The organism is Aminobacter sp. BE322 (assembly GCF_050433525.1).
Taxonomy (GTDB): domain Bacteria; phylum Pseudomonadota; class Alphaproteobacteria; order Rhizobiales; family Rhizobiaceae; genus Aminobacter.
Window position 1 is genome coordinate 814,285 of the sequence record NZ_JBNPXB010000001.1, and the last position, 24,614, is coordinate 838,898.

The window sequence follows — 24,614 nt, forward strand, 5'->3', positions numbered from 1 at the left end:
TCGGGCCCCTAGCCACGATCTTGGCGAATGCCAGCCTCCCCTGCCCGCGCTGAGCAGCACTTCCTGACAACCTGTTGTCAGGAACCCGACCGACGGCCGGCGCGGCTGCCGGCTTTCCGGCGCCGCGCCCTTTCCATTTCGGCGAACTCCGCCCATATTCCGGTCATGGCCAAATCTCCCGACAAGAATGCGCCTTCGGCGACCTCTGGACGTGCCGCGAGCAAGCGCGGCGGCAATGGCGTCACCGCCTATCTCGACGCCTCCGAACCGTTGCATCGCCCGGGCTTCGGCGAGGCCCCGCAGGCCGAATTCTCCGGCGCGCCATTGTCCGGCTCGATCTCCGACTGGGCCGAGGAGATCGCGCGGGAAGCCGAGCGCAGCCCCTCATCCCCTGCCGGACCTTCTCCCCGTGAAGGACGGGGAGAAGGAGGAAGCTCCCGCGCCGACGCTGCCCCCTTCTCCCCGCCTGCGGGGAGAAGGTCCCGGCAGGGGGATGAGGGGCAAGCCGCAAAATCGCCCAAGAAAGTCCCCGAGCGCTCCGCCGCCCCCACCCGCTCGGCGCGCGGCACCTCGATGGGCGGCGCGGCTTCCGCCAAGGAGCGCGCGGCCGCCGGCCTCAACCCCGTCGCCGGCCTCGACATTTCGCTGGAAGACGCGGCCTCGCTGTCCAACTCCGGCGTCACCGCCACGGTGGCGGCGCTTTCGGCGCTGATCGAGAGCGGCAACCCGCTGCACAAGAACGGCGAGATATGGGTTCCCCACCGCCCGGCCCGGCCCGAAAAGTCGGAGGGCGGCATCCAGATCGTCATGCAGTCGGAGTTCGAGCCGGCCGGCGACCAGCCAACCGCCATCAAGGATCTCGTCGAAGGCGTGAACTCGACCGAGCGCACCCAGGTGCTGCTCGGCGTCACCGGCTCGGGCAAGACCTTCACCATGGCCAAGGTGATCGAAGAGACGCAGCGTCCGGCGCTGATCCTCGCACCCAACAAGACGCTGGCCGCCCAGCTCTACGCCGAGTTCAAGAAGTTCTTCCCCGACAACGCGGTCGAGTATTTCGTCTCCTACTACGACTACTACCAGCCGGAGGCCTACGTCCCGCGCACCGACACCTATATCGAGAAGGAATCGACCATCAACGAGCAGATCGACCGCATGCGCCACTCGGCGACTCGATCGCTGCTCGAACGCGACGACGTCATCATCGTCGCTTCGGTCTCCTGTATCTACGGTATCGGTTCGGTCGAGACCTATACGGCCATGACCTTCCAGATGCAGGTCGGCGACCGGCTCGACCAGCGCCAGCTGCTCGCCGACCTCGTGGCGCAGCAATACAAGCGCCAGGACATCAACTTCGTCCGCGGCTCGTTCCGCGTCCGCGGCGACACCATCGAGATCTTCCCTGCCCACTTGGAAGACTCGGCCTGGCGCATCTCGATGTTCGGCGACGAGATCGAGCAGATCACCGAATTCGACCCGCTCACCGGCCAGAAGACCGGCGACCTGAAGAGCGTGAAGATCTACGCCAACTCGCACTACGTCACGCCGCGCCCGACCTTGAATCAGGCCATCAAGTCGATCAAGGAAGAGCTGCAGCATCGCCTGCAAGAGCTTGAAAAGGCTGGCCGCCTGCTCGAGGCGCAGCGCCTGGAGCAGCGCACCCGCTTCGACCTGGAGATGCTGGAGGCCACCGGCTCCTGCGCCGGCATCGAGAACTATTCGCGTTACCTCACCGGCCGCCGCCCCGGCGATCCGCCGCCGACCCTGTTCGAATACATCCCCGACAATGCGCTCGTCTTCATCGACGAAAGCCACGTCACCGTGCCGCAGATCGGCGGCATGTACCGAGGCGACTTCCGTCGCAAGGCGACGCTGGCCGAATACGGCTTCCGCCTGCCCTCCTGCATGGACAACCGGCCGCTGCGTTTCGAGGAGTGGGACGCCATGCGCCCGCTCACCATCGGCGTCTCGGCCACGCCGGGCGCCTGGGAGATGGAAGAAGCCGGCGGCGTCTTCGCCGAGCAGGTCATCCGCCCCACCGGCCTGATCGACCCACCGGTCGAGGTGCGCCCGGCCAAGACCCAGGTCGACGACGTCGTCGGCGAGATCCGCGCGACGACGGCCGCCGGCTACAGGACGCTGGTCACCGTGCTGACCAAACGGATGGCCGAGGACCTGACCGAATACCTGCACGAGAACGGCGTGCGCGTCCGCTACATGCACTCAGACATCGACACGCTGGAGCGCATCGAGATCCTCCGCGACCTGCGCCTCGGCGCCTTCGACGTGCTGGTCGGCATCAACCTTTTGCGCGAAGGCCTCGACATTCCCGAATGTGGTTTCGTCGCCATCCTCGACGCCGACAAGGAAGGTTTCCTGCGCTCCGAGACCTCGCTGATCCAGACCATCGGCCGCGCGGCGCGTAACGTCGACGGCAAGGTCATCCTCTACGCCGACCAGGTCACCGGCTCGATGGAGCGCGCCATGGCCGAGACCACGCGCCGCCGCGAGAAGCAGATGTTGTGGAACCAGGCCAACGGCATCACCCCGGAAAGCGTCAAGTCGCGCATCGCCGACATTCTCGAGTCCGTCTACGAGAAGGATCACGTCCGCGCCGACATCTCGCAGTTCACCGACGATGCCGGCGCCATGGTCGGCAACAACCTAAAAGCCCATCTCGACGCGCTCGACAAGCAGATGCGCAACGCCGCCGCCGACCTCGACTTCGAGAAGGCCGCTCGCATCCGCGACGAGATCAAGCGCCTGCGCGAGATGGAGCTCGCCATCTCCGACGATCCGCTGGCGCGTGAAGTCGAGGGCCAGAGCCCCGCTTCGGGCCGCGAGAAGGGCAAGCACAACAAGGGCGTCGCCAAGCACCGCACGGCCGAGGAGCAGGAGCGCTTCCGCAAGCTCGACGAGGCGCGCGCCGCCGAGGAGGCGGCGAAGGCCGCGCGGCCCAACCTGTTCCGCAAGCCGCATATCGACGACATGGGCCCCGGCACCGACATGGCGACGCCGGCGGGGGCTGTCTCGCGCTCGCTGTTCAAGAAGCAGTCGGCGGCCGAGGCGCATGGCTCGGATTATGGTGTGCCTGACGACGGGCGAAGCCCGGGCGGCCGACCGGCCGCCGCGCCTGTTGGCGCGCCCCCGCGGAGCGAGCCGCGCAGCGGCGACAGCGTGAGCGAAAAGAACAAGTCGCTGTTTCGCAAGAACGACCTCGACGAGATGACGGTGCGTCGCACCGAAAAGCCGGTCGAAGGCGTCAAGCCGATCAAGCGCGCCAAGATCGGCGCCGGCTCCTACGAGGACCCGGCCGAAGCCGCGCGCGAGAGGAAGAAACCCGGCAAGTCGGGACGGCCGGGGCAGTAGCACCGCGACATTTCATGGCTGGATACCCCCACCCCTGACCCCTCCCCACAAGGGGGAGGGAGACTCTGGCGAGGTCATTCCGGCGGCACAGCGCAACCATGTATTCGCGAGGCGGGAACGCAGCAAAATCCCCCTCCCCCTTGTGGGGAGGGGTTAGGGGTGGGGGTGATTGCAGACCGCTGGCTATCAATTGCGCATGACCGGAGCCATGGTATCTTCCGCCCATGACCAAGCTTGAGCAGCTTCAGAAATCCGTTGAGGCTCTGTCCAAGGACGAGCTGAAGAAGTTCGCCGCATGGTTTGCAGAGTTGCAGGCTGAACGCTGGGATCGGCAGATCGCGGAAGACGCGGCCGCCGGAAGGCTCGACATGCTGGCTGAAAAGGCGCTTGCAGAAATCAGGGCCGGTCGGACGCGGCCCCTCTAAATCGCTATGCCGCCGGGGGCGTCAAACGCGCGCCAAGATCAGCGCTCAAGCAATATTTGTTTTCGTCCGTTTGTGCGGCGACGCACCCCCACCCCTGACCCCTCCCCACAAGGGGGAGGGAGACTCTGGCGAGGCGATCCCGGCGGTATAGCGCAGCCACGTATTCGCGAGGGGGAGCACGCAGCAAGTCCCCCTCCCCCTTGTGGGGAGGGGTTAGGGGTGGGGGTGATTCGCAGGCGCCATCGTTTGCGCCTTCAGCTTACCCACACCCGGCTGAAAAAAGTTCTGCCGGCCATGTCGGCTTCGGCCGGCGTAGTTCGTCTTCAAGGCGAGGCATCGGTCCACGGCTATCCATGATGCCCGAAACAGGCGCCGCGTTGCGGCGATTGGTTCAAACCGAGGAACGGAGAACGAAATGTCGGAAGCCCAGAAAGTCGAATACCCTGCCCCGAAGGTCCTTGGCGGCCTGATCGCCTATCTGCAGGTCGACGGCGCCTTCAAGGCGGCCGAATTCTACAAGCGCGCCTTCGGTGCCGAGCAGGTCTTCGCCTACCCGCCGGACGAGCAGGGCCGCACGATGCACTGCCATCTCTACATCAACGGCTCGTCGCTGATGCTGTGCGATGCCTATCCCGAGCATGGCCACCCGCACGAAAAGGCCCAGGGCTACACCATGCAGCTCATCCTCGGCGACGACATCGACGCCTGGTGGAAGCGCGCGGTCGAAGCAGGTTGCGAGATCGTCGTGCCTCTCGACGTCATGTTCTGGGGCGACCGCTGGGGCCAGTTGCGCGACCCGTTCGGCGTCGCCTGGGCCATGAACGCGCCGGTCAAGAAATAACGATCGTCGCAAGCGTGGCAAGAACCCGTCCGCCCCATGGCGGGCGGGTTCTCACATCAGCGGCACGCTCAGTCCGACTTTCACCCGGTCCATCGCCACCAGCGTGCGAAAGCGCCTGATGTTGGGATTGGCGAAGAACAGCCGCCTGGTCAGCGCCTCGTATTCGGCCATCGACGCCACCGTCACCACCAGCACGAAATCGGCATCGCCGGTGACGTAGTAGCATTGCTGCACCTCGTGTGCTGCGGCGAAGCTCGCCTTGACCGCGTCGAGCAGGTCGACACGCTCGCTCTCCACCGCGATCTCGACGATGATGGTGATCGGCCGCCCCGCCTTGTCGGGATCGACCACCGCGACGTTGGCGGCGATCACACCAGCCTCTTCCATGCGCTTGATGCGCCGCTGCACCGCCGGCGCCGACAGGTTCACCGCCTCGCCGATCTCGCGCTGCGGTGTCGCGTTGTCCTGCTGCAGGATCGAGAGAATCTTCAGGTCGAACGCATCGAGTTCCGTCGCCATTGCCGCCCCACGAAACAAACTTGCACGATTACCACCGGAATAGAGCGCCTTTCTCACCCTCCTTGCAATATCAATGCACCGACACAGGAGGCCGAGACCATGCTCATCCGCAACCAGCACCCCGACCATCGCCAGCCGCTCATGCCGGAAGACGCCGAAACCCTCGGCGTCGAGGCCGCCGAGACGGTGGCCCGCTTCCTGTCGCACCGGCCCAACCACCGTGCCACGCCGCTGCGCGCCCTGCCCGCGCTCGCCGCCGAGCTCGGCATCGGCGCCATCCACCTCAAGGACGAGGGCTACCGCCTCGGCCTCGGCAGCTTCAAGGCGCTCGGCGGCGCCTATGCGGTCATCCGCCTGGTGCTGGAGGCGGCGGAAAAGGAACTCGGCCGCCCGGTCGGCATCGGCGAACTGCACAGCCCCGAAGTGGCCAGCATCTCGGTGGCGATGACCTTCGGCTGCGCCACCGACGGCAACCACGGCCGTTCGGTCGCGCAAGGCGCGCAGCTGGTCGGCGCCCGCTCGGTGATCTTCGTCCATGGCGGCGTCAGCGACGCCCGCGTCGAGGCCATCGCCCGCTACGGCGCCGAAATGGTGCGCGTCGCCGGCACCTATGACGATTCCGTCGCCGAGTCCGCCCGCGTCTGCGAAGCGAATGGCTGGACCGTCGTCTCCGACACGTCGTGGCCGGGCTACGAGCGCATCCCCGGGCTGGTCATGCAGGGCTACACCGCGATCATGCGCGAGGCGCTGGACAAGTTGCCCGCGCCGCCGACCCATGTCTTCGTCCAGGCCGGCGTGGGCGGCATCGCCGCCGCCACCGCCGCCTATCTCGCGGACCGCTTCGGCGAACGGCGCCCGACTTTCGTCGTCGTCGACCCGGTCCGCGCCGCCTGCATCTTCGAGACCGCGCGTGCCGGCCACCCGGTCAAGATCGAGCACGGCGAGCCGACCGTCATGGCGATGCTCGAATGCTACGAGCCGTCGCTGCTGGCCTGGCGCATCCTGGCGCGCACCGCCGATGCCTTCATGACCGTCGAGGACGAGGACGCTGTCGAGGTCATGAACCGGCTCGCCCGTCCGCTCGGCCACGATCCGGTCGTCGTTGCCGGCGAGAGCGGTGCCGCCGGGATGGCGGGTCTGTTCCGCGCCGCGCGCAATGCCGAAATGCGCGCCGCGATCGGCCTCGACGCCAGCTCGCGCGCACTTCTCATCGTCACCGAAGGCGCCACGGACCCCGAACGGTACCGCCAGTTGGTCGGCATCAGCCCGGCCGACCTCGCCGCCAATATCGCGGCCGTCGCGGTGAAGTAGGAGCGCGTCTCGCCCGGGAAATTCGCCGTCGAAGGCCGGCTGCCTCTCCGCCATGTCGATGCAGGCGCTGACGCCGCATGGGGGCGGCCGCCACATGCCTGCGCCCGGGATCGGCAAATGAAAAGGCCGCCCGGAGGCGGCCTTTCCAAACTGTCGATTGCCGGCTGGATCATTCGGCCGCCAGCGCCGGCCGGTGCGGAATCTCGGCGACGTTGCCGCGATCGCCGCCCTCCGGCTCGCTTTTTGCCTTCTTCGGCTCGCGGCCGAAGAACAGGGCGTAGCCGGCGGGCAGCACCAGGATGGTCAGCACCGTCGCCACCAGGATGCCGCCCATCATCGCATAGGCGAGCGGCCCCCAGAACACGCCGCGCGAGATCGGGATCAGCGCCAGCACCGCCGTCATCGCCGTCAGCATGATCGGCCTGAAGCGGCGCACGGCGGCGCCGATGATCGCCTCGGAGCGCTCGATGCCCGCGGCGATGTCCTGGTCGATCTGGTCGACCAGGATGATCGAGTTGCGGATGATGATGCCGAGCAGCGCGATGACGCCGAGGATCGCGACGAAGCCGAACGGCGCGCCGCTGATCAGCAGCGCCGCCGCAGCGCCGATGATGCCCAGCGGCCCGGTCGCCAGCACCAGCATCGACTTGCCGAAGTGCTGCAGCTGCACCATGAGCAGCAGCACGATGACCAGGAGCATGACCGGTGCCTTGGCGGCGATCGAGGCCTGGCTCTCGGCGGCATCTTCGGCGCCGCCCTGGATCTCGACCTTGTAGCCGGCAGCGAGGCTGTCGCGCAGCGGCTTGAGGTCGCTGAACAGCTTCATCGTCACGTCGTTCGGCTGGATGCCGTCCGGCAGCGTCGCCCTGACGGTGATCGTCGGCAGGCGGTCGCGGCGCCATTCGATGCCCTGCTCCATCACCGGCACCACCTTGGCCACCTGCGACAGCGGCACGAAACCGCCGAAGTCGGTCGGGATGTAGACCGAGTCGACCGCCGACAGCAGGTGCCGGTTGGCCTCCGGCTCGCGGGCGACGATCGACACCGTCTCCTCGCCGTCGCGGAAGTCGTCGAGCGGCGCGCCCGACATGGTCGCCTGCAGCATCTGGCGGATGCGCTGCGAGGTCACGCCCAGCGCCCGCGCCCGGTCCTGGTCGACCACCAGCTTCATCGCCGGCACCGGCTCGAGCCAGTCGTCGTGGATGGCGGTCAATTGAGGGTTCTCGGCGAACTTCGCCTTGACCTGGTCGGCGATGCGGCGCACCTCGGCCCGGTCGGGGCCCATGACGCGCAGCTGCACCGGCCAGCCGGTGGGCGGGCCGAGGAACAGGCGGTCGACCTTGCCGCGCACTGAGGGGAAGTCCTCGGCCAGGATGGTCCGCATCTTGGTGATCAGCCGCTCGCGCGCCGGCTCGTCGTTGGCCATCACGAGCAGCTGGGCGTAGTTCGGGTTGCGCAGTTGCTGGTCGAGCGGCAGGAAGAAGCGCGGCGCGCCCTCGCCGATGAAGGTGGCGATGAACTTTTTGTCCGGATCGTCCATCATCCTGGCTTCCAGCGCCTCGGCCTGCTTCTCCACTTCCGTGATGCTGGTGCCTTCCGGCAGCCAGAGGTCGACCAGGATTTCCGGACGCGACGACTGCGGGAAGAAGTTCTGCGGGATGAACTGGAAGGCGAACAGCGAGCCGAAGAAGGCGACCAGCGTCAGCGCCAGCACGATGATGCGGTGCCGCACCGCCCAGCCGACCGTCGAACGCAGGCGGCGGTAGAAGCGCGTGTCGAACACGTCGTGATGGCTGCCGGCGTGCTTGCGCTGCTTCAGGATCATGTTGCCCAGCCACGGCGTGAAATAGACCGCCACGAACCACGACGTCACGAGTGCTATGCCGACGACGTAGAACAGCGAGCGCACATATTCGCCGGCGGTCGATTCCGCGAAGCCGACGGGAATGAAGCCGGCCGTGGTGATCAGCGTGCCGGTCAGCATCGGGAAGGCCGTGGACGAATAGGCGAAGCTCGCCGCCTCGATCTTGACCAGCCCCTCCTCGAGCTTCCGCTCCATCATCTCGATGACGATCATCGCATCGTCGACGAGCAGCCCCAGCGCGATGATCAGCGCGCCCAGCGAGATGCGCTGCAGGTCGATGCCGAGCTCGTACATGATGGCGAAGGTGGCCGCGAGCACCAGCGGGATGGTGATCGCGATGACCAGGCCCGAGCGCCAGCCGATCGACAGGAACGAGACGACGAGCACGATCAAGAGCGCCTCGACCAGCGCCTTCATGAATTCGCCGACCGCCTCGGTCACCACCTCCGGCTGGTTGGAGATCTGGTCGACGGCAACGCCATAGGGCAGCGAGGTCTCGAAGCGCTCGTAGGTCGCCTCCACCGCCTTGCCGACGTCGGTGACGTTGAAGCCCTTGGCCATCACCACGCCGACCTGGACGCTGTCCTTGCCGTTGAAACGGAACTTGCGCGAATACGGGTCTTCGAGGCCGGGGGTCACGGTGGCGATGTCGCCGAGCCTGGTGACCTGGGTGCCGGCGCGCAGCCTGAGTTCGCGAATATCCGACGCCTTGCTGAGATCGCCCTCGACCGAGATGCGGACCGAGCGCGTGCCGGTGTCGACGGCGCCCGCCGGGTCGATGTTGTTCTGGCCGGCAATGGTGTTGCGCAGATCGTTGAGCGTCAGGCCGCGCTCGGCCAGCGCCTTGGACGACACTTCGATGTAGATACGCTGCGGCTGGTCGCCGAGGATGACCGCCTTCTCGACGCCCGGCGTGGTCAGCAGCACGTCGCGCGCCTGGATGGCGAACTTCTTCAGTTCCGGATAGCTGTAGCCGTCGCCGCTGATCGAATGCAGCGTGATGAAGGTGTCGCCGAACTCGTCGTTGAAGAACGGCCCGATCAGGCCCTTGGGCAGCTCGGCCGAGATGTCGCCGACCTTCTTGCGCACCTGGTAGAAGGCGTCCTTCACCTCGGCGGCGTCGGTGTCGCCCTTCACCTGCACGGTGATGATGGCGCTGCCGGCGCGGGTGTAGGACTTTACCCAGTCGAGATGCGGGGTCTCCTGCAGCTTGCGCTCGATCTTGTTGACCACCTGGTCCTGCATTTCCTCGATCGAGGCGCCGGGCCAGACCGCCTGCACGACCATGACGCGGAAGGTGAATTCCGGGTCCTCGCTCTGGCCCATGCGCATGAGCCCCAGCGCGCCGGCGATGATGATCAGCCCGAACAGGAAGCGCGCGATGCTCGGATGGCCTATCGCCCAGCGCGACAGGTTGAAGGGCTTCTTTTCCTCGGTGGAATTGGCCATGGCCTTGGTTCCGATCTGGCGCACGAGGCCGTCGACCGGCACGAGTGCGCAGGTTCAAGGGTTGCGGCACGCCTGTCGGCGCGCCGCTCCGCGAAATTTCCGGTCTCAGCGAACCGCGTGGTTCGTTTCGTTCGATGCCGCGCGCTGCTCGGCGGCCGGCACCTTCACCTTCAGGTTCTCGGCCATGAACTGCGTTCCCGCGGCCACCACCAGGTCGCCCGGCTTCAGGCCGTCGGCCACCTGGACGCCGTCGTCGACGAAGTTGGCGACCTTGATGGGCCGCGCGCGCACCGTCTCGTTGGCCGCGTCGACGACCCAGACGATCTCCTTGCCCTCCTGCTTGGCGAGCGCGCTGAGCGGGATCGACACGAAGGTCTCGCCGCTGTCGACCGTCGCCGCTATCGTCGCCGTCATGCCGAGCAGCACGCGGGCGTCGTCGGGCAGGCTGACGCGCACCGGGAACGTCCGCGACTGCGGGTCGGCGCTGCCGGCCACCTCGCGCACCTTGCCGTCGAGGACGAGCTTGTCGTCCGACCAGAAGCTGACCGTGACCGCCTTGCCGGGCGAGAACTTGCCGATGTCGAGCTCGGGCACGGCGATCTGCACTTCCTTCTCGCCGTCGACGGCGACCGTCACCACCGGCGTGCCGGCGCCGACCACCTGGCCGGTGTCGGCGTTGATCGCGGTGACGATGCCGCTCTGGTCGGAGCGCAGCTCGGCATAGCCGACCTGGTTCTTCGCCTGCCGGAGCGACGAAAGTGCCGCGTCGCGCTGCGAGGCCGCCTGCTTGTAGGCGAGCGCAGCCTGCTCGCGCTGCGCCTCGGAGGCGAACTTGCGGGCAAAGAGCTGCTCGGCGCGCTGGTCGGCGAGCTTGGCCGTCTCGACCTGCTTCTCGGCTGCGGCAAGGTTCGCCTCGGCGCTCGCGACGGCAAGCTGGTAGTCGGTCGGGTCGATGCGGGCGAGCAGGTCGCCCGGCTTCACCCGGTCGCCGATATTGGCGACGCGCTCGGTGATCTTGCCGCCGACGCGGAAGCCGAGGTTCATCTCGGTACGGGCCTTCACCGCGCCGGAATAGTTGAGTTCGCGGGTCGTGTCGGTCTTGGCGATCTCGACGACCTTGACCGGGCGGATCGCCTCGACCGTCTCGGTCTTCGCCTCCGAGCAGGCCGCGAGCCCGGCGCCGATCAGCGAAACGAGCGCGAGACTGAAGAGAGGACGCAAATTGGTATTGAAGCTTTTGAACGAAAGCATCGTTCGCACTCCCGATGATGTCCGATTGTGGATGGCCCGCGGGCCGCTTCTAGTTCCTCTTGAGCGCCGCGATCAGGAACTCGACGAGTTCCGCCGCGGACGCCCGATTTTCCTTGGCAAGGCACTGCGCCACCATCTGCGGATGGCACAGCGTCACCGTCGCGGCGCCGAAACATCGCGCCGCCACGGCCGGGTCCTGTTCGACGAATTCGCCCGCGGCGATCCCCTCGGCGATGACTTCCGCCATGAGATCGTGGATGCGGTCGACATGTTTTTCGATGACGTGCCAGTCGCGCTCCATGGCGACGATCACCATCTCGTGCACCTTCTGCTGGTCGAGCATGGTGTCGACCGTCAGCTGGTGCTGCTGGTGTACGTAAAGGCGCAGCCGCTCCTCGGCACTGCCTGGCCCGCGCAGGACGTTGCACGCCATCTGGTAGACCGCGCCGAGCATGCGGCCGCAGATCGCCTGGTGGATCTCCACCTTCGAGGCGAAGAATCGGTAGATGTTGGCCGGCGACATGCCGAGGTCGCGGGCGATGTCGGCCACGTTGGTCTTGGCGTAGCCATAGTGGCGGAACAGCCGCTCGGCTGAATCGAGGATGCGCGTCACGGTCTCCTGACGCGCCAGATCCACGGTATTTTCGGCGACTTCGTTCATTCCAGGCGTCCAACTAACGACTGACGAATTTCTAATTTCGTCAGTCGTAATCCTTTACCGGCTTCCGGTCAAGCGCGAATCCGCGCGACCCTTGGGCGTCTCGCAGGTCGGCCACGGGATGATCGACCGGGCGGCCGCCTGCCGAACCCGAAATAGACGATATTCTTGAACACATGGTTGTAGCCGCATCTGTGAGGCCAACCATGACGATGGGCGCTATCGGCCGACGCCCGAGCCCCGGCTTTACGAAACCCACGGCATCGCGGTCGCGCCGCTGCCGATGGCGACGCCCAGCCCGATCAGCACGGCGCCGACCGCCGAGGCGATGCGCGGCCCGTGCGCAAACAGCTTCTCGGCGAAGACCACCAGGGTCAGCAGCAGCATCCAGGCGAGGCTCGTCGTGCCCGCCGCCACCAGCACGGCAAACAGCGCCCAGCAGCAGCCGAAGCAATAGCCGCCGTGCCTGAGCCCCATGCGCAGCGCGCCCAGCCTGCCGTCGCGCCAGTGCAGCGCCACGAAGGCCAGCGGCGAGCGGCAATGGTTGAGGCACACCCGCTTCGCCGGCATGAACTGGTAGAGCCCGGCCGCCGCGATCGTCGCCCCCAGCGCCAGCGGCGCCCATCTTGCCCTGGCGTCGGGGGCAAGTGCAGTGGCGACGTCGCTGCCGAGCTGCACCGCCACGTAGACGCCGAGCCCGGCCGCCGCCCAGACCAGGATGTAGCCGGCCACGAAGATCCAGGTCGGCACCGAGACGGACGGGTCACGCCGTGCCTGCGCCTGGGCGAACATGAAGATCATCGGCGCCGCCGCCGGCAGCATCATCGCCGCCATCATCACCGTCCACAGCGCGACGAACACAGCAGCGCCCGGAAAGGACCAGCCGCTGGCGGCGATGCCCGACATCGCCATGCCGGCCATGCCGCCGGAGGCCATGCCGTTGGTGCCGCCGCGGACGGCGAGCCCCATCGACATGTCCATGCTGGCGGCATGGTAGAGGGTCAGCCACCATGCCGCGACGGTCAGCAGGAGCAGCGACAGCAGCAGGCCGAGCGGCGCCCGGCCGCGCCGCTTGAGCTGCCTCAGCCGGTCGAGCCAGCCCGTCTGCGACGGCATGGCCATTGCCTATGCCGCACCTGGTCCCGTCCAGTCGAACGGAATGTGCTTGCTGGAGCGGTTCTCGCCCGTCCAGTCGAAGCCGAAGCCGTCGGTCCTGACCTTGGTCGAATGGCCCCAGGTCGCGACCTGGCCGGGGCCGACCTCGGATCCGGGCGGGTTCAGGGTCTGCACCCGCATGCCCGGCGGCGTGGTCGGCCCCGAAAGGGCCTCGGCCCGCCCGATGACGCGGCCCGGCACCTCGGCATGCCAGTAGGCGAGGTCGTCGGCGACCTCGAACGTGATCGGCACGAACTCGACGCCGCGCATCTCGCCGATATTCGAAGCGAAGGCCGCCGGCCAGCCGCCGGCCTGACCGCCGAAGATCGCCTGGATCGCCTCGCGCTGGCGTTCGTCCGCCCGCTCGTCGATGAACAGGCCCATGCGCGCCTTGCCCTCGCCGGCCCACAGGTTGCCCTCGAACGCGCCGAGCGCCACCAGGCTCAGGCCGTCGAGCATGACATCGCCGAAATGCCCCTCGCGGATGTGCCAGGCGAGCATGCCCTGGCAGGCATTGTTGGTGGGTGCCTGGGCGAATTCGCATGGACAGGGGATGTCGCAACTGCAGATGTCGAACCAGTCGCCGACGAGATGCCATTCAGGGACGGTATTCATGACACCACCTCCGTGAATATTGCCTTGGAATTCTACTGCAAGTCGCCTCCCTGCTCCAGCAGCGACAGCGGCGGAACGGCTCTCATTTCGGCTTAGGTGCCTCCGCCGCCGGCCGCGAATTCAGATGCCCCAGCAGGTCCATCGGCACCGGGAACACCACCGTCGACGAGCGCTCGCCGGCCACGTCGTGCAGCGCCGCGAAATAGCGCAGCTGCATCGCCTGCGGCTCCTGCGCCAGCATCCGGCCCGCCTCGACCAGCTTTTCGGCCGCCTGCTGCTCGCCCTCGGCGTTGATCACCTTGGCCCGCCGCAGCCGCTCGGCCTCGGCCTGCTTGGCGATGGCGCGCACCATGCTCTCGTTGAGGTCGACATGCTTGATCTCGACATTGGTCACCTTGATGCCCCAGGCATCGGTCTGCTGGTCGAGGATCTCCTGGATGTCGGCGTTGAGCCGGTCGCGTTCGGCCAGCATCTCGTCGAGCTCGTGCTTGCCCAGCACCGAGCGCAGCGTGGTCTGCGCCAGCTGGCTGGTCGCCGCCATGAAATCCTCGACGCGGATGATCGCCCGCTCGGCGTCGACGATGCGGAAATAAAGCACCGCGTTGACCTTCACCGAGACGTTGTCGCGCGAGATCACGTCCTGCGGCGGCACGTCCTGCACCACGACGCGCAGGTCGACCCGCACCATCTGCTGGACGAAGGGGATCAGGATGATGAGTCCGGGGCCCTTGACGCCGGTGAAGCGGCCGAGCGTGAAGATGACGCCGCGCTCGTACTCCCTGAGGATGCGGATCGCGGCGGAAAGGAAGGTGACGATGATGAGCGCGAGTGCAAGGTAGCTCACATAACCGATGATCATGGCCGTTCTCCGTCGCTTGGCTGGCGCAGCTTGCGCCGCTCGACCTGCAGCACGAGGTCCTTCACGCCCTTGACCTCGACCGTGTCGCCCGGTGCGAAGCTGTCTGCGGCGCGCGCCCGCCAGCGCTCGCCCTGCGCGAGCACATGGCCTTCGCCGCCGGACCAGTCGAGGATTTCGGCCGGCAGCCCGCGCATCGCCTGGGCGCCGACGCGCGACGGTCGCCTGCGAGCCGTCCAGAGGTAGCTCCCGGTCAAAAGCGCCAGGCCCAGCGACAGGGCCGCGGCCGTGCCCGTCACCACCCAGGACAGCTCGAAGCCGGGGCTATCGACCTTGAGCAGCATCGCCGCGCCCAGCAGGAACGCGGTCACCCCGCCGAGGCCCAGCACCACGGTGGGGTTGAAGGCCTCGATCACCAGGAAGATGAGGCCGAGCAGCATCAGCCCCAGCCCGGCATAGTTGATGGGCAGGAGGTTGAGCGCATAGAGCCCGAGCAGCAGGCTGATCGTGCCGATCACGCCCGGCGCCACCGCTCCGGGGGTCGAGAACTCGAAGACCAGGCCGTAGATGCCGATCAGCATCAGGATCACCGCCACGTTGGGATCGGTGATGACCGACAAGAGCTCGATCAGCCAGCCCGGCTCGACTTTCTCGACGGCGGCGTCCCTGGTCGCCAGCGGCCGCTTCGTCCCGCCCGCCTCGACGATCCTGCCGTTGCTCATCTGCAGCAGTTCGGCGGTATCGCGGGCGACGAACTCGATGACGCGCTGCTCGAGCGCCGCGTTCGCCGACAGGCTCGCCGCCTCGCGCACCGCCTTCTCGGCCCACTCGGCGTTGCGGCCGCGCAGCTCCGCCAGGCTGCGGATCAGCGCCACCGCATCGTTGGTGATCTTGGCCGTCATGGCGTCGCCCGAAGCCGGCGCGGGCTGCCCCTTCTGGTCCTTGCCAGCGTCCTTGCCGTCCTCGCCGGGCAGCGACGGCGTCAGTCCGCCGAGCTCGACCGGCGTCGCCGCCCCGATATTGGTGCCCGGCGCCATCGCCGCCACGTGGGTCGCATAGAGGATGTAGGTGCCTGCGCTCGCCGCATGCCCGCCCGACGGCGCGACATAGCCGATCACCGGCACCGGCGACGCCAGAATGTCGGCGATCATCTCGCGCATCGAGGTGACAAGCCCGCCCGGCGTGTTCATCTGCAGAATGACGGCTTCGGCCTTGCGCTCCTTCGCCTCGGCCAGTCCCTCATCGAGCAGCCTGGCGCTGGCGGGTCCGATGGCGCCGTCGATCTCGACGGTCAACACGAGCCGGGGCTGGCCGCCCTCCTCCGCTTTCGGGGGAGAGAGGCCCAGGATCGCGGCGACGCCAAGCGCCGCGGCGAAAAGGGCCATACGCGCGCGTTCCACGCTCAAAGCTCCATACCGAAGATATGGGCGCGGCGATCTCAAAATCCAAGGTTGCAGGCCGGGCGGCCCGCCGCGGCTGCCCTCAGTTCCAGTTCAAGCCACGTCGTCAGGCGACGAAAGCATGGACTACGCCCGGCACGGTTGCCGTCCCGCTGGCCAGGCCGACGTCGGCCACGTCGTATTCCGCGACCGGCTTCAGCCGCGCCTGCGGCAGGCAGGGCCGGCCGGGGTCGCCGACCAGCACCTCGATGCCCGCGGCCAGGCAGCGGTCGAGGAAGCCGGTCACCCGGTCCGCGAGGCCGGCGTCGTAGAACACGTCTCCGGCCGCGACGAGGTCCACGGCGGGCGGCGGCCCGCCGAGCATGTCGTCGGCCAGCACCGTGAGTTCGATGCCGTTCAGCGCCGCGTTGAGGCCGATCGCGGCGACCGCGTTGGGATCGATCTCGGCGGCGATGACGCTGCGCGCCCCTGCCCTCATCGCGGCGATGCCGACGAGCCCGGACCCGGCGCCGAGGTCGAGCACCCGGCGCCCCGCGACCGTTTCGGGCCGCGCGTGGAAATGCCGTGCAAGCGCCAGCCCGCCGGCCCATTGATAGGCCCAGTAGGGCGGCGGGGCGTCGTCTCCCCGCCCGGCCGCCAGCCGCCGCAGCCCGCTACCCGGATGCGCCGCGTAGAGCCGGAGGCCGGGCAGCGCCGGAACCGCGGCGATCCGCATGTTCGCCGCGATGAAGGCTGCCGGATCGGGCCGGTGCTTGGGGTTGTGATGGTTCAAGTCGATGCCGCATGCGCCTGGGATGCCGGACCATCGTCCGAACGGGCGCCGGGCGCAAGCGCCCGCTTGCGCGCATCCGGCGTCCAAGTCGCGCCGGAAGGATCGTCGTTGCGGCAAATGACACGGCGGAAGCCTGGGAAAACCCGGCTTCCGCCCGCGAGATGGCTCAGGCCATCTTGGCCAGGATCTTGCCCATCTCGGCGGCATCGAAGGCCCTCAGCGTCTGGGTCTTGACGTTGCCGCGTTCCGATATCGACAGGCTGAGCGCCGTCGCGACGGCATCGTCGGGCGCTTCGACGACGGTCACCACGTCATGCTTGCCGAGGGTCCACAGCAGCGTATGCACCTTGCCGCCGAGCTTCTCGGCCAGGGCCCTGAAAGCGTCGGCCCGCTTGGTCGTGTCCTTAACGGTACGCACCCCTTGGTCGGTAAAGTTCACCAGGTAAACGTAATATGCCATTTCGACCTCCCTGGATTGCGGAGGCGTGCGGGCGCATCTGGCGTTGCCGCCGTTTCTCCCGCGCGCAGACTATCACGCGCGGGCTCCGATTGATGCACGCAAAGACGTAGCTCTTGCGTCCTAGGGCATAGGGTCTAGCGCCACCCAGGCGAGCACCGGTCCAAGGCCTACAATCCCGCAGTGAAGCCGATCGTGCCCTTGAAGCCATTGCCGGCGTCGGAGAAGACGTTGCAGGCGCATTTCGCCCGCCATGGCCATGCGCCGCTTCCGGTCCCCGGCTCGTCCGCAGCGGAATGAAGGCGGCAGGCATTCTCGCAACCGTCCGGAACTGGCCCCGCCGGCCGCCGCCGGCGGGGCAGCGTTTGCCGCTATTTCGCTTCCCGCGCCTTCACGTTGGCGTGGTCGGCCGCCGTTTCGTTGTCCGTGGCCGGGGTCTGCATGTCGGCGCCGGTAAAGGGGCTGCCCTGGCCCGCCGCGGTATCGCCGCTGTGGCCTGCCGGGTTTGGCTGGAATGGCTGGCCGTCGGGGCTGAGGCCGTGCTGCAACGCATTGAACAGATGGTCGTCGGCCTTGGCGACGCCTCCCAGCGCAAGCAGGGCGGCACAGGCAATCAACAAACGTCTCATCGTGCTACTCCTCTGGTTGTGTCCTGGACGGGTTGCCACCAGAGTTACCCGGTCTGCCAACGTCGCCGGTCCCCCAATGCGTCCCTGGCCCGGGATCACGATTTGTGACGACGGTCTGGCTGGAATGGCCCTTGCATCGGAAGAATGGCGCCCTGCATGCAGCCGGCAGCCGTCGCGGCCGTCCATTCGACCTGCGGCACGATCCGAGCCCCCATGCAAAAAAGCGCGCCGCGGATGTCTCCACGACGCGCTTCGAAAACCGGGCTCCGGCTTTCGTCAGGCCACTTCGGCGCGCTGCGGCAGCATGCCGATGAGCCGCTCGATCGCGCAGGGGATCGGCGCGATGACGGGCGTTTCGAACAGCGGCTGCAGCTGCTCCGCCGCCTGTCCCAGCGGGCCGCCGCCGATGATCACCGCCTCGGCCCCGTCGAGCTCGATGCATTCGCGCACCGCCTCGCCCAGCGACTGCCTGAGCAGCTTTTCGTCGCCGGCCACCGCGATCGGGTCGCCCGGCGTGCAGCGGATGCCGGTGTAGAGATGCCCGAGACCCAGGTCGCGGGCGCGCCCGGCGATGGCGTCTGTCAGGTCGGGCGTGGAGGTTGCCACGCCGAACCTGCGGCCGCCGCGCGAGGCCTCGATCATCGAGGCCTCGCAGATGCCCACCACCGGCACGCCGACGCGCTGCCGGAGCGCGGCCAGCCCCGGATCGCCGAAGGCGCTGACCACGATGCCCATGCACGCGTCGTCGTGCTCGCAGCCGATCTCGATCACCTGCTCGGCCGAGGCTTCGAGCTGCTGGCCGTTGACGATCATCGGCGGGTTGCGGGTGGCCGTGGCGATTGCCACGGCCATCCGTCCTGTCGCCGCCTTGCGAGCGATCGCATGCATCATGTCGCTCGTTGCATGCGAGCTGTTGGGGTTGATCAGCAGGATGTGGGACGTCTCATTCATCATTTACGCTCTTGCTTCAGCCCGCCGCACCGACGGCTCGGGCGTTTCCACCTCTGCCGGCTGCGTCAGGTCTTCCATGGACATTCCGTAGGTCTCCGGCCCCATCTGGATGCAGACGGCGAAGACCGCGTACATCGCCGCCGCCAGGCCGAACACGCCGATCATGCCGTAGGCGTCGAACAGCGCGCCCGAGATGGTGGGCACGAACGAGCCGGCCGCCGAGCCCGTCGCCAGGATGAAGGCGACGCCGAAGGCGCGGATGCGGGTCGGGAACAGTTCCGGCGCATAGATCCAGATCGAGGTGTTGAGCAGCAGCACGAAGAACTGGAAGATCGCGCCGAACATCAGCACCAGGTAGATGTTGGTGCCAAGATAGGCGATCGAGATGGCCGCCAGGCAGGCGAACACGGCACCCACCGTCAGCACCCGCTTGCGCGGGAAGTAGTAGCCGAACATCGAGGCGGCGATGGCGCCGAGCACGCTGCCGCTCTGGATGATCATCGAGTAGAGCAGGCTGCCCTGCAGCGTGTAGCCCATCGACACGAAGATGATCGGCATCAGGGTGAGCACCGAAAGCTGGGCGCCGTAGCTCATCAGGATGGCGATGGCGACGGGAATGGTGCGGCCGATGAAGGGCGCGCGGAACAGCTCCTTCCAGGCGCCTTTGGTGGGGGTTTCCTGCGCGGTGTCGTCCTTGAGATATTCGCGCACCACGAGGTTCTTCGGCCGCAGCGTGCCCGATTCCAGGATCGACAGCACCTTGTTGGCTTCCGCTATCCTGCCCTGCGAGGCGAGGAAGCGCGGCGTCTCCGGCACGAAGCGGCGGTAGAACACCACCAGCAGCGCCGGCACCGCAAGTGCGGCGAACAGCCAGCGCCAGCCGTTATCGCCCGGGAAGATGGTGAAGATCAGCAGGCCGAAGGCAGGAGCCAGGAAATTGCCGAAACCGCCGGCGCCGACATTGACGAGGCCCGCGGCGGTGCCGCGGAACTTCGGCGAGCAGAACTCGGACAGCATGGTCACCGCGGTCGATATCTCGCCGCCGATGCCGAAGCCGACGATGCCGCGCGCGATGGCGAGTGCCGCGAAGTTCGGCGCCAGCGCGCAGGCCAGCGAGCCGATGGTGAAGAGCAGGAGGTTGAAGGTGAGCATCACCCTGCGGCCGTAGCGGTCGCCGAGGATGCCCGACAGCAGGCGGCCGATCGCCGCGCTGCCGAAGGTGATCGTGTTGAGCAGGCCGATGTCCGCGCCGGTCAGCCCCCAGCTTGCCTTCAGCATCGGCCCCGAAACGCCGATCGTGTTCTGCTCGAAGGCGTCGAACAGGACGCCGATGAGCACCAGCGCGATGATCTGCTTGTGCGCGCCGGTGACGCCGATCCGGCTCAGCGACGTTTCCAATTGTCTTATGACCGGCGATGACTTGCCGGATTGCACCATACCTTCCGCTGCCATGGTTTCTCCTCCCTTGGCTGAACCAGACGTGAAAACTGATTTTCATAAAACTATCATATGAAAATAAGGTTTTATAGCCTGAACTTGGGTCCGCGCGTCCGGCATCCCCGGAATTCGGAGCGGGAGTCTATGTTCTTGTGATTCTTGGGCGAATGGGCGCCCGCTTGGAACGATCCGCCTCGCCGTCCCGCCCGGCACGCACTTGCGAAGCGGCCCCGAGACGCGCAAATCTGCGCGGCAGCGAAGGAATCGAAAGCAGCATGATGGCATCCAAGGAACGGTCATTCCTCTTCCGCGTCAGGGAAGCCCTGGACGACCTCCATCCTGCCGAGCGCCGGCTGGGCGACTTCGTCTGCGACTTCCCCGGCGAGCTCGCCAGCTATTCGGCCTCGGAGCTCGCTGCCCTCGCCCATGTCTCCAACGCCACCGTGTCGCGCTTCGTCAAGCGCCTCGGCTACGATAACTACGAGGAGGCGCGCCGCCATGCTCGCGAGGAGAAGCAGACCGGCTCGCGCCTGTTCCTGACGACCTCCACCGACGCCGCCGCCGCCCAGTCGCTCGGCGCCCACGTCGCCCAGGGCATCGCCAACATCGAGGGCACCTTCGCCAACATCACCGACGCCCAGATCGACGCCGTCGTCGACGCCATGCTGGCGACCCGCAAGGTCTGGGTGCTCGGCTTCCGCTCGAGCCATCCCTTCGCCGATTACCTGCAGTGGCAGATGACCCAGGTGGTCGAGAACATCGTCGCCATCCCCGGCGGCGGCCAGACGCTCGGCGAGCACCTCGTCAGCGTCGCCAGGGGCGACGTCGCCGTCGTCTTCGGCATGCGCCGGCGCATCGCCCGCATGGACATGATTCTCGCGGCGATCGAAAAGAGCGGCGCGCAGCTCCTCTACATCACCGACGAGGGCGTGCCCCACCGCCAGTCCGCCGCCTGGCATTTCCGCTGCCACACCCTCGCCCCCGGCCCCCTGTTCAACCATGTCGCGGTGATGGCGATCTGCCACCTGCTCGCCACCCGCGCCATCGAGCGTGCCGGGGCCGCGGGCCGCACCCGGCTCAGGGGCATCGAGGCCTTCGGCGACGCCCTCGAGGAGCTCTAGCAGCCGGCCGGCCGGCTCGAGAAAATTGTTCGCCCGGCAACCCCTTGGGAATGCTTGGGAGTGCCCGGCCGGCTGTACCAAAACGGGTCTGTTCGGCTCGTCCAGCGGCGTTTTCGGAAGGAACTGTTAACCATCGGTTCCTATTGCTCGGGGGGCGTTCAAACCGGCGAGTCTTGAGTATGGCATCCATGCGTTTTCCCAGGGCAAATCTATCGGGCACGGAAGCTGGGGAGGGCGAGCAGCACCGCCGCGAGGCCGCGCGCGACCAGGCCCACGCGGTCGATTTCGCCGGCCGCATCGTCAGCCTGCGCGGCAACGAACACAGCTACATGAGGCCCAGGGAAGGCGACGTCTTCCCGAATTTCGGCGGCAGCGAGGGCGAGTTCGCCCGTCCGGGCTGGCAGGACTATTTCTTCCTCGCGCCCAATGTGCGCTTCACCCGAACGCCCGACCGCGAGGTCAAGAAAATCCGCCCCGAGGATGCCGAGCACGCCGTCGAGGAAGCTGCCCAGCCGGCCGAAGCGCCCGCCCTGCCCGATTCGCCGGTGGCGCCCCCGGCAGCCGCCGCTCCGATCCCGAACGCTTCGCCAGCCCGTCCGTCGCTCGACCGCGTCGTCGAAAGCGCCCAGGTGCTCGCCACCGCACCGCGGCCCGCGCCGACCGCCCATGCCATGGCCGCGGCCCGCGCCGCAGCCGCCGCACGCCAGCCGGCCCCCGTCGCGGCCAGGCCCGCGGTGACCGACACGCGCTGGTCCTATCTGTCCGATCACGCCTATTTCGAATTCGGCGCCCCCTATGTCGTCGAGGTCCGGCCGGCCGAGGCGCGGCGCATTCCTGCGGCTGCCGCTCCCGCCCCGGCGACGCCGCCGGCGGCCCGCCGTCCCGAGCCGCGCCCGGTTGCGGGCCCCGAGATCACCGCGCTCTACCGCGTCATCGAACGGCCGTCGCCGGCGCAAGGCGCACAGGCCGCAAGCCCTGCCCCGGTCGCCACGCCCGCCATTGCGCCAGCGACGGTCGCGCCAGCCCCGGCTGCCCCTGCCCCCGAGCCGGTGGTCACAGCCCCGGCCGTCGCGGCCGAGCCTGTCGAGGCGACGCCCGCCGAGGCCAGGGCGCCGGCACCGCTCGTCGCCGCCAACGACGCCGTTCCCGCCGCCCGGAGCGTCGAGATCACCATGCCGGCGCAGCGCCAGGCGCCGTCGCTGCCGATCGCCGGCAAGCTCGCGGCTTTCAGCTCCGGCGAAGCCTACGAACTGCCCTCGGAGGAATTGCTGCAGCTGCCGCCGGAGGGCCAGGGCTTCTACATGTCCCAGGAGCGGCTCGAGCAGAACGCCGACCTGCTCGAAAGCGTGCTCGAGGACTTTGGCGTCAAGGGCGAGATCATCCATGTCCGCCCCGGCCCCGTCGTCACCCTCTACGAGTTCGAGCCGGCGCCGGGCGTCAAGTCCTCCCGCGTCATCGGCCTCGCCGACGACATCGCCCGCTCCATGTCGGCGATCTCGGCGCGCGTCGCCGTCATCCCCGGCCGCAACGTCATCGGCATCGAGCTGCCCAACGAGACGCGCGAGACCGTCTATTTCCGCGAACTGATCGAGTCCGACGGCTTCCGCAACACCTCGTGCAAGCTGGCGCTCTGCCTCGGCAAGACCATCGGCGGCGAGCCGGTCATCGCCGAACTCGCCAAGATGCCTCACCTGCTCGTCGCCGGCACCACCGGCTCGGGCAAGTCGGTCGCCATCAACACCATGATCCTCTCGCTGCTCTACCGGCTGAAGCCGGAGGAATGCCGCCTCATCATGGTCGACCCCAAGATGCTGGAGCTGTCGATCTACGACGGCATCCCGCACCTCCTCACCCCCGTCGTCACCGATCCCAAGAAGGCGGTCACCGCGCTGAAATGGGCGGTGCGCGAGATGGAGGACCGCTACCGCAAGATGGCGCGCCTCGGCGTCCGCAACATCGACGGCTACAACCAGCGCGCCGCCGCCGCCCGCGACAACGGCGAAACCGTCGTCATGCAGGTGCAGACCGGCTTCGAGAAGGGCACCGGCGAGCCGCTGTTCGAGGACCAGGAGATCGACCTCGCGCCGATGCCCTACATCGTCGTCATCGTCGACGAGATGGCCGACCTGATGATGGTCGCCGGCAAGGAGATCGAAGGCGCCATCCAGCGCCTCGCCCAGATGGCGCGCGCCGCCGGTATCCACCTCATCATGGCGACCCAGCGCCCCTCGGTCGACGTCATCACCGGCACCATCAAGGCCAACTTCCCCACCCGCATCTCCTTCCAGGTCACCTCCAAGATCGACAGCCGCACCATCTTGGGCGAACAGGGCGCCGAGCAGCTGCTCGGCCAGGGCGACATGCTGCACATGGCCGGCGGCGGCCGCATCGCCCGCGTCCACGGCCCGTTCGTCTCGGATGCCGAGGTCGAGCACGTCGTCACCCATCTCAAGGCGCAAGGGCGGCCCGAATATCTCGAGACCGTCACCGCCGACGAGGACGACGAGGCGCCCGAGGCCGACGACAGCCCTGTCTTCGACAAGGGGTCGGTGGCGGCCGAGGACGGCGACAACATCTACGACGAGGCCGTCAAGGTCGTGCTGCGCGACAAGAAATGCTCCACCTCCTACATCCAGCGCCGCCTCGGCATCGGCTACAACCGTGCCGCCTCGCTGGTCGAGCGCATGGAAAAGGAAGGCATCGTGGGCACGCCCAATCATGTCGGCAAGCGCGAGATCCTGCTCGGCAAGCGCGACCAGTCGGCCGGCCGCGACGACAACGACTGACGCCGCCAACGGAGCGCCACTGCCAACGCGGCCTAGCCTAGCGTCTTGAGCGATCGTCGATCACGATGAAGAAACTCAAGGGCCGGTCGGTTTCGTTGCGAAACTCATGGACGCAGTCCGATGCAAAGAACAACGTGTCGCCGCTTGCCACCGTAAGCCGCGCGCCGTCGATCAACACCGTCAGCGTGCCGTCCTGGACGACAAGATACTCCTCCACGCCGGCATGATGCGCGGGAAAGGACGCAGATTGCCCGGCGGGCAGCATGTTGAAAGCGAGGTCGACGGCTCCATCCACGAATAGCGGCGACAGCGAGCGACGCTCGAACCCGGTTTCGGGGTCGCGGAAGACGGATTGTTCGCACCGCCTCACCAGCTTCGGTTCGCGTGGACGAGGCGCGCCGAGCATTTGCGAGAGGCTGACCCGCAGGGCGGCCGCAAGCTTGCCAAGCACGGTCGCGGTTGGCACGGACACGCCACGCTCGATCTTCGAGATCATCGCCCGGCTGACGCCGGACAGCTCGGCGAGCTGGTCCGACGTCAGCCGGGCATCCAGGCGCATCCGGCGGAGATTGCCCGCCAGATACATCTCACCGTCAGGCGAATGGCCTGTCGCACCAGACGGTTCATCTTGTCTCGCCAAACCTGTCAAACACCCTGCCGCAGTCTGCTTGCCCGCGATCCTATCGGCCGCTTTCCGCGTCAACAAGCCGACGCATTGCGCGAACGGCAGCTCTACTATAGTAGATGAGAC

20 protein-coding genes are annotated in these 24,614 nt (G+C 67.5%); 6 read left to right on the forward strand and 14 right to left on the reverse strand.

All coding sequences use genetic code 11. From position 1 onward, the window contains the following. The first annotated feature begins 165 nt into the window (after positions 1–165). From uvrB to J2X50_RS03725, 3 genes are all read left to right on the forward strand, one after another. Entirely contained in the window at positions 166–3,366 is a 3,201-nt protein-coding gene (gene uvrB, locus J2X50_RS03715; RefSeq protein ID WP_429091608.1) for an excinuclease ABC subunit UvrB, read from the forward strand. A gap of 224 nt (positions 3,367–3,590) precedes the next feature. Next, positions 3,591–3,791 carry a hypothetical protein gene (locus J2X50_RS03720; protein WP_429091611.1) on the forward strand — a complete coding sequence of 67 codons (201 nt, stop codon included), beginning with the start codon at positions 3,591–3,593 and terminating at the stop codon, positions 3,789–3,791. A gap of 415 nt (positions 3,792–4,206) precedes the next feature. Beyond that, the gene (locus J2X50_RS03725) at positions 4,207–4,632 is read left to right on the forward strand and encodes a VOC family protein (RefSeq protein WP_429091612.1); all 426 of its coding nucleotides are present in this window, start codon (positions 4,207–4,209) and stop codon (positions 4,630–4,632) included. A gap of 51 nt (positions 4,633–4,683) precedes the next feature. Here J2X50_RS03725 and J2X50_RS03730 read toward each other — a convergent pair whose 3' ends face one another. After that, positions 4,684–5,151, reverse strand: a complete 468-nt coding sequence (locus tag J2X50_RS03730; protein ID WP_429091615.1) for an Lrp/AsnC family transcriptional regulator — start codon at positions 5,149–5,151, stop codon at positions 4,684–4,686. 99 nt (positions 5,152–5,250) lie between these two features. On the opposite strand from J2X50_RS03730, the gene J2X50_RS03735 reads away from it, so the two are divergent. Then, positions 5,251–6,462: a diaminopropionate ammonia-lyase gene (locus J2X50_RS03735; RefSeq protein ID WP_429091618.1), complete on the forward strand. Its 1,212-nt coding sequence runs from the start codon at positions 5,251–5,253 to the stop codon at positions 6,460–6,462. Positions 6,463–6,631: 169 nt separating this feature from the next. Here the strand turns inward: J2X50_RS03735 and J2X50_RS03740 are convergent, their stop codons facing one another. From J2X50_RS03740 to J2X50_RS03795, 12 genes are all read right to left on the reverse strand, one after another. Continuing rightward, positions 6,632–9,775 carry an efflux RND transporter permease subunit gene (locus tag J2X50_RS03740; RefSeq protein WP_429091621.1) on the reverse strand — a complete coding sequence of 1,048 codons (3,144 nt, stop codon included), beginning with the start codon at positions 9,773–9,775 and terminating at the stop codon, positions 6,632–6,634. A gap of 105 nt (positions 9,776–9,880) precedes the next feature. Next, on the reverse strand, positions 9,881–11,026 hold the full coding sequence (locus J2X50_RS03745; protein ID WP_429091623.1) for an efflux RND transporter periplasmic adaptor subunit: 1,146 nt from the start codon (positions 11,024–11,026) through the stop codon (positions 9,881–9,883). 49 nt (positions 11,027–11,075) lie between these two features. Continuing rightward, positions 11,076–11,687 carry a TetR family transcriptional regulator gene (locus J2X50_RS03750; RefSeq protein ID WP_429091625.1) on the reverse strand — a complete coding sequence of 204 codons (612 nt, stop codon included), beginning with the start codon at positions 11,685–11,687 and terminating at the stop codon, positions 11,076–11,078. A 243-nt stretch (positions 11,688–11,930) separates the two neighbouring features. Then, on the reverse strand, positions 11,931–12,800 hold the full coding sequence (locus J2X50_RS03755; RefSeq protein ID WP_429091628.1) for a DUF2182 domain-containing protein: 870 nt from the start codon (positions 12,798–12,800) through the stop codon (positions 11,931–11,933). Positions 12,801–12,809: 9 nt separating this feature from the next. Next, complete coding sequence (locus J2X50_RS03760; protein WP_429091630.1) at positions 12,810–13,454, reverse strand: DUF1326 domain-containing protein; 645 nt, start codon at positions 13,452–13,454, stop codon at positions 12,810–12,812. 82 nt (positions 13,455–13,536) lie between these two features. Then, a complete protein-coding gene (locus tag J2X50_RS03765) occupies positions 13,537–14,313 on the reverse strand; it encodes a slipin family protein (protein WP_429091633.1) in 777 nt (258 codons plus the stop codon). Further along, positions 14,310–15,695 (reverse strand): NfeD family protein, encoded by a 1,386-nt coding sequence (locus tag J2X50_RS03770; RefSeq protein WP_429091636.1) that lies wholly within the window; start codon positions 15,693–15,695, stop codon positions 14,310–14,312. Before J2X50_RS03770 ends, J2X50_RS03765 begins: the two co-directional genes overlap by 4 nt. A gap of 121 nt (positions 15,696–15,816) precedes the next feature. Then, the gene (locus tag J2X50_RS03775; RefSeq protein ID WP_429091638.1) at positions 15,817–16,482 is read right to left on the reverse strand and encodes a class I SAM-dependent methyltransferase; all 666 of its coding nucleotides are present in this window, start codon (positions 16,480–16,482) and stop codon (positions 15,817–15,819) included. 166 nt (positions 16,483–16,648) lie between these two features. Then, positions 16,649–16,942 (reverse strand): GYD domain-containing protein, encoded by a 294-nt coding sequence (locus J2X50_RS03780; protein ID WP_429091641.1) that lies wholly within the window; start codon positions 16,940–16,942, stop codon positions 16,649–16,651. Positions 16,943–17,310: 368 nt separating this feature from the next. Then, positions 17,311–17,568, reverse strand: a complete 258-nt coding sequence (locus J2X50_RS03785; RefSeq protein ID WP_429091644.1) for a hypothetical protein — start codon at positions 17,566–17,568, stop codon at positions 17,311–17,313. A 276-nt stretch (positions 17,569–17,844) separates the two neighbouring features. Further along, positions 17,845–18,519: an aspartate/glutamate racemase family protein gene (locus J2X50_RS03790; protein WP_429091646.1), complete on the reverse strand. Its 675-nt coding sequence runs from the start codon at positions 18,517–18,519 to the stop codon at positions 17,845–17,847. A gap of 3 nt (positions 18,520–18,522) precedes the next feature. Continuing rightward, positions 18,523–19,971, reverse strand: a complete 1,449-nt coding sequence (locus J2X50_RS03795) for an MFS transporter (RefSeq protein ID WP_429091649.1) — start codon at positions 19,969–19,971, stop codon at positions 18,523–18,525. A 263-nt stretch (positions 19,972–20,234) separates the two neighbouring features. On the opposite strand from J2X50_RS03795, the gene J2X50_RS03800 reads away from it, so the two are divergent. Continuing rightward, positions 20,235–21,077 carry a MurR/RpiR family transcriptional regulator gene (locus J2X50_RS03800; protein ID WP_429091850.1) on the forward strand — a complete coding sequence of 281 codons (843 nt, stop codon included), beginning with the start codon at positions 20,235–20,237 and terminating at the stop codon, positions 21,075–21,077. A 179-nt stretch (positions 21,078–21,256) separates the two neighbouring features. Next, a complete protein-coding gene (locus tag J2X50_RS03805) occupies positions 21,257–23,863 on the forward strand; it encodes a DNA translocase FtsK (RefSeq protein WP_429091652.1) in 2,607 nt (868 codons plus the stop codon). Positions 23,864–23,900: 37 nt separating this feature from the next. On the opposite strand, the gene J2X50_RS03810 is transcribed toward J2X50_RS03805, so the two are convergent. After that, a complete protein-coding gene (locus J2X50_RS03810) occupies positions 23,901–24,449 on the reverse strand; it encodes a helix-turn-helix domain-containing protein (protein ID WP_429091655.1) in 549 nt (182 codons plus the stop codon). Positions 24,450–24,614: the final 165 nt, after the last annotated feature.

Bases quoted from the DNA above. Each gene is read 5' to 3' on its own strand.
- uvrB (WP_429091608.1), top strand. From the start codon at position 166: ATGGCCAAATCTCCCGACAAGAATGCGCCTTCGGCGACCTCTGGACGT.
- J2X50_RS03720 (WP_429091611.1), top strand. From the start codon at position 3,591: ATGACCAAGCTTGAGCAGCTTCAGAAATCCGTTGAGGCTCTGTCCAAG.
- J2X50_RS03725 (WP_429091612.1), top strand. From the start codon at position 4,207: ATGTCGGAAGCCCAGAAAGTCGAATACCCTGCCCCGAAGGTCCTTGGC.
- J2X50_RS03730 (WP_429091615.1), bottom strand. From the start codon at position 5,151: ATGGCGACGGAACTCGATGCGTTCGACCTGAAGATTCTCTCGATCCTG.
- J2X50_RS03735 (WP_429091618.1), top strand. From the start codon at position 5,251: ATGCTCATCCGCAACCAGCACCCCGACCATCGCCAGCCGCTCATGCCG.
- J2X50_RS03740 (WP_429091621.1), bottom strand. From the start codon at position 9,775: ATGGCCAATTCCACCGAGGAAAAGAAGCCCTTCAACCTGTCGCGCTGG.
- J2X50_RS03745 (WP_429091623.1), bottom strand. From the start codon at position 11,026: ATGCTTTCGTTCAAAAGCTTCAATACCAATTTGCGTCCTCTCTTCAGT.
- J2X50_RS03750 (WP_429091625.1), bottom strand. From the start codon at position 11,687: ATGAACGAAGTCGCCGAAAATACCGTGGATCTGGCGCGTCAGGAGACC.
- J2X50_RS03755 (WP_429091628.1), bottom strand. From the start codon at position 12,800: ATGCCGTCGCAGACGGGCTGGCTCGACCGGCTGAGGCAGCTCAAGCGG.
- J2X50_RS03760 (WP_429091630.1), bottom strand. From the start codon at position 13,454: ATGAATACCGTCCCTGAATGGCATCTCGTCGGCGACTGGTTCGACATC.
- J2X50_RS03765 (WP_429091633.1), bottom strand. From the start codon at position 14,313: ATGATCATCGGTTATGTGAGCTACCTTGCACTCGCGCTCATCATCGTC.
- J2X50_RS03770 (WP_429091636.1), bottom strand. From the start codon at position 15,695: ATGGCCCTTTTCGCCGCGGCGCTTGGCGTCGCCGCGATCCTGGGCCTC.
- J2X50_RS03780 (WP_429091641.1), bottom strand. From the start codon at position 16,942: ATGGCATATTACGTTTACCTGGTGAACTTTACCGACCAAGGGGTGCGT.
- J2X50_RS03785 (WP_429091644.1), bottom strand. From the start codon at position 17,568: ATGAGACGTTTGTTGATTGCCTGTGCCGCCCTGCTTGCGCTGGGAGGC.
- J2X50_RS03790 (WP_429091646.1), bottom strand. From the start codon at position 18,519: ATGAATGAGACGTCCCACATCCTGCTGATCAACCCCAACAGCTCGCAT.
- J2X50_RS03795 (WP_429091649.1), bottom strand. From the start codon at position 19,971: ATGGCAGCGGAAGGTATGGTGCAATCCGGCAAGTCATCGCCGGTCATA.
- J2X50_RS03800 (WP_429091850.1), top strand. From the start codon at position 20,235: ATGGCATCCAAGGAACGGTCATTCCTCTTCCGCGTCAGGGAAGCCCTG.
- J2X50_RS03805 (WP_429091652.1), top strand. From the start codon at position 21,257: ATGGCATCCATGCGTTTTCCCAGGGCAAATCTATCGGGCACGGAAGCT.
- J2X50_RS03810 (WP_429091655.1), bottom strand. From the start codon at position 24,449: ATGTATCTGGCGGGCAATCTCCGCCGGATGCGCCTGGATGCCCGGCTG.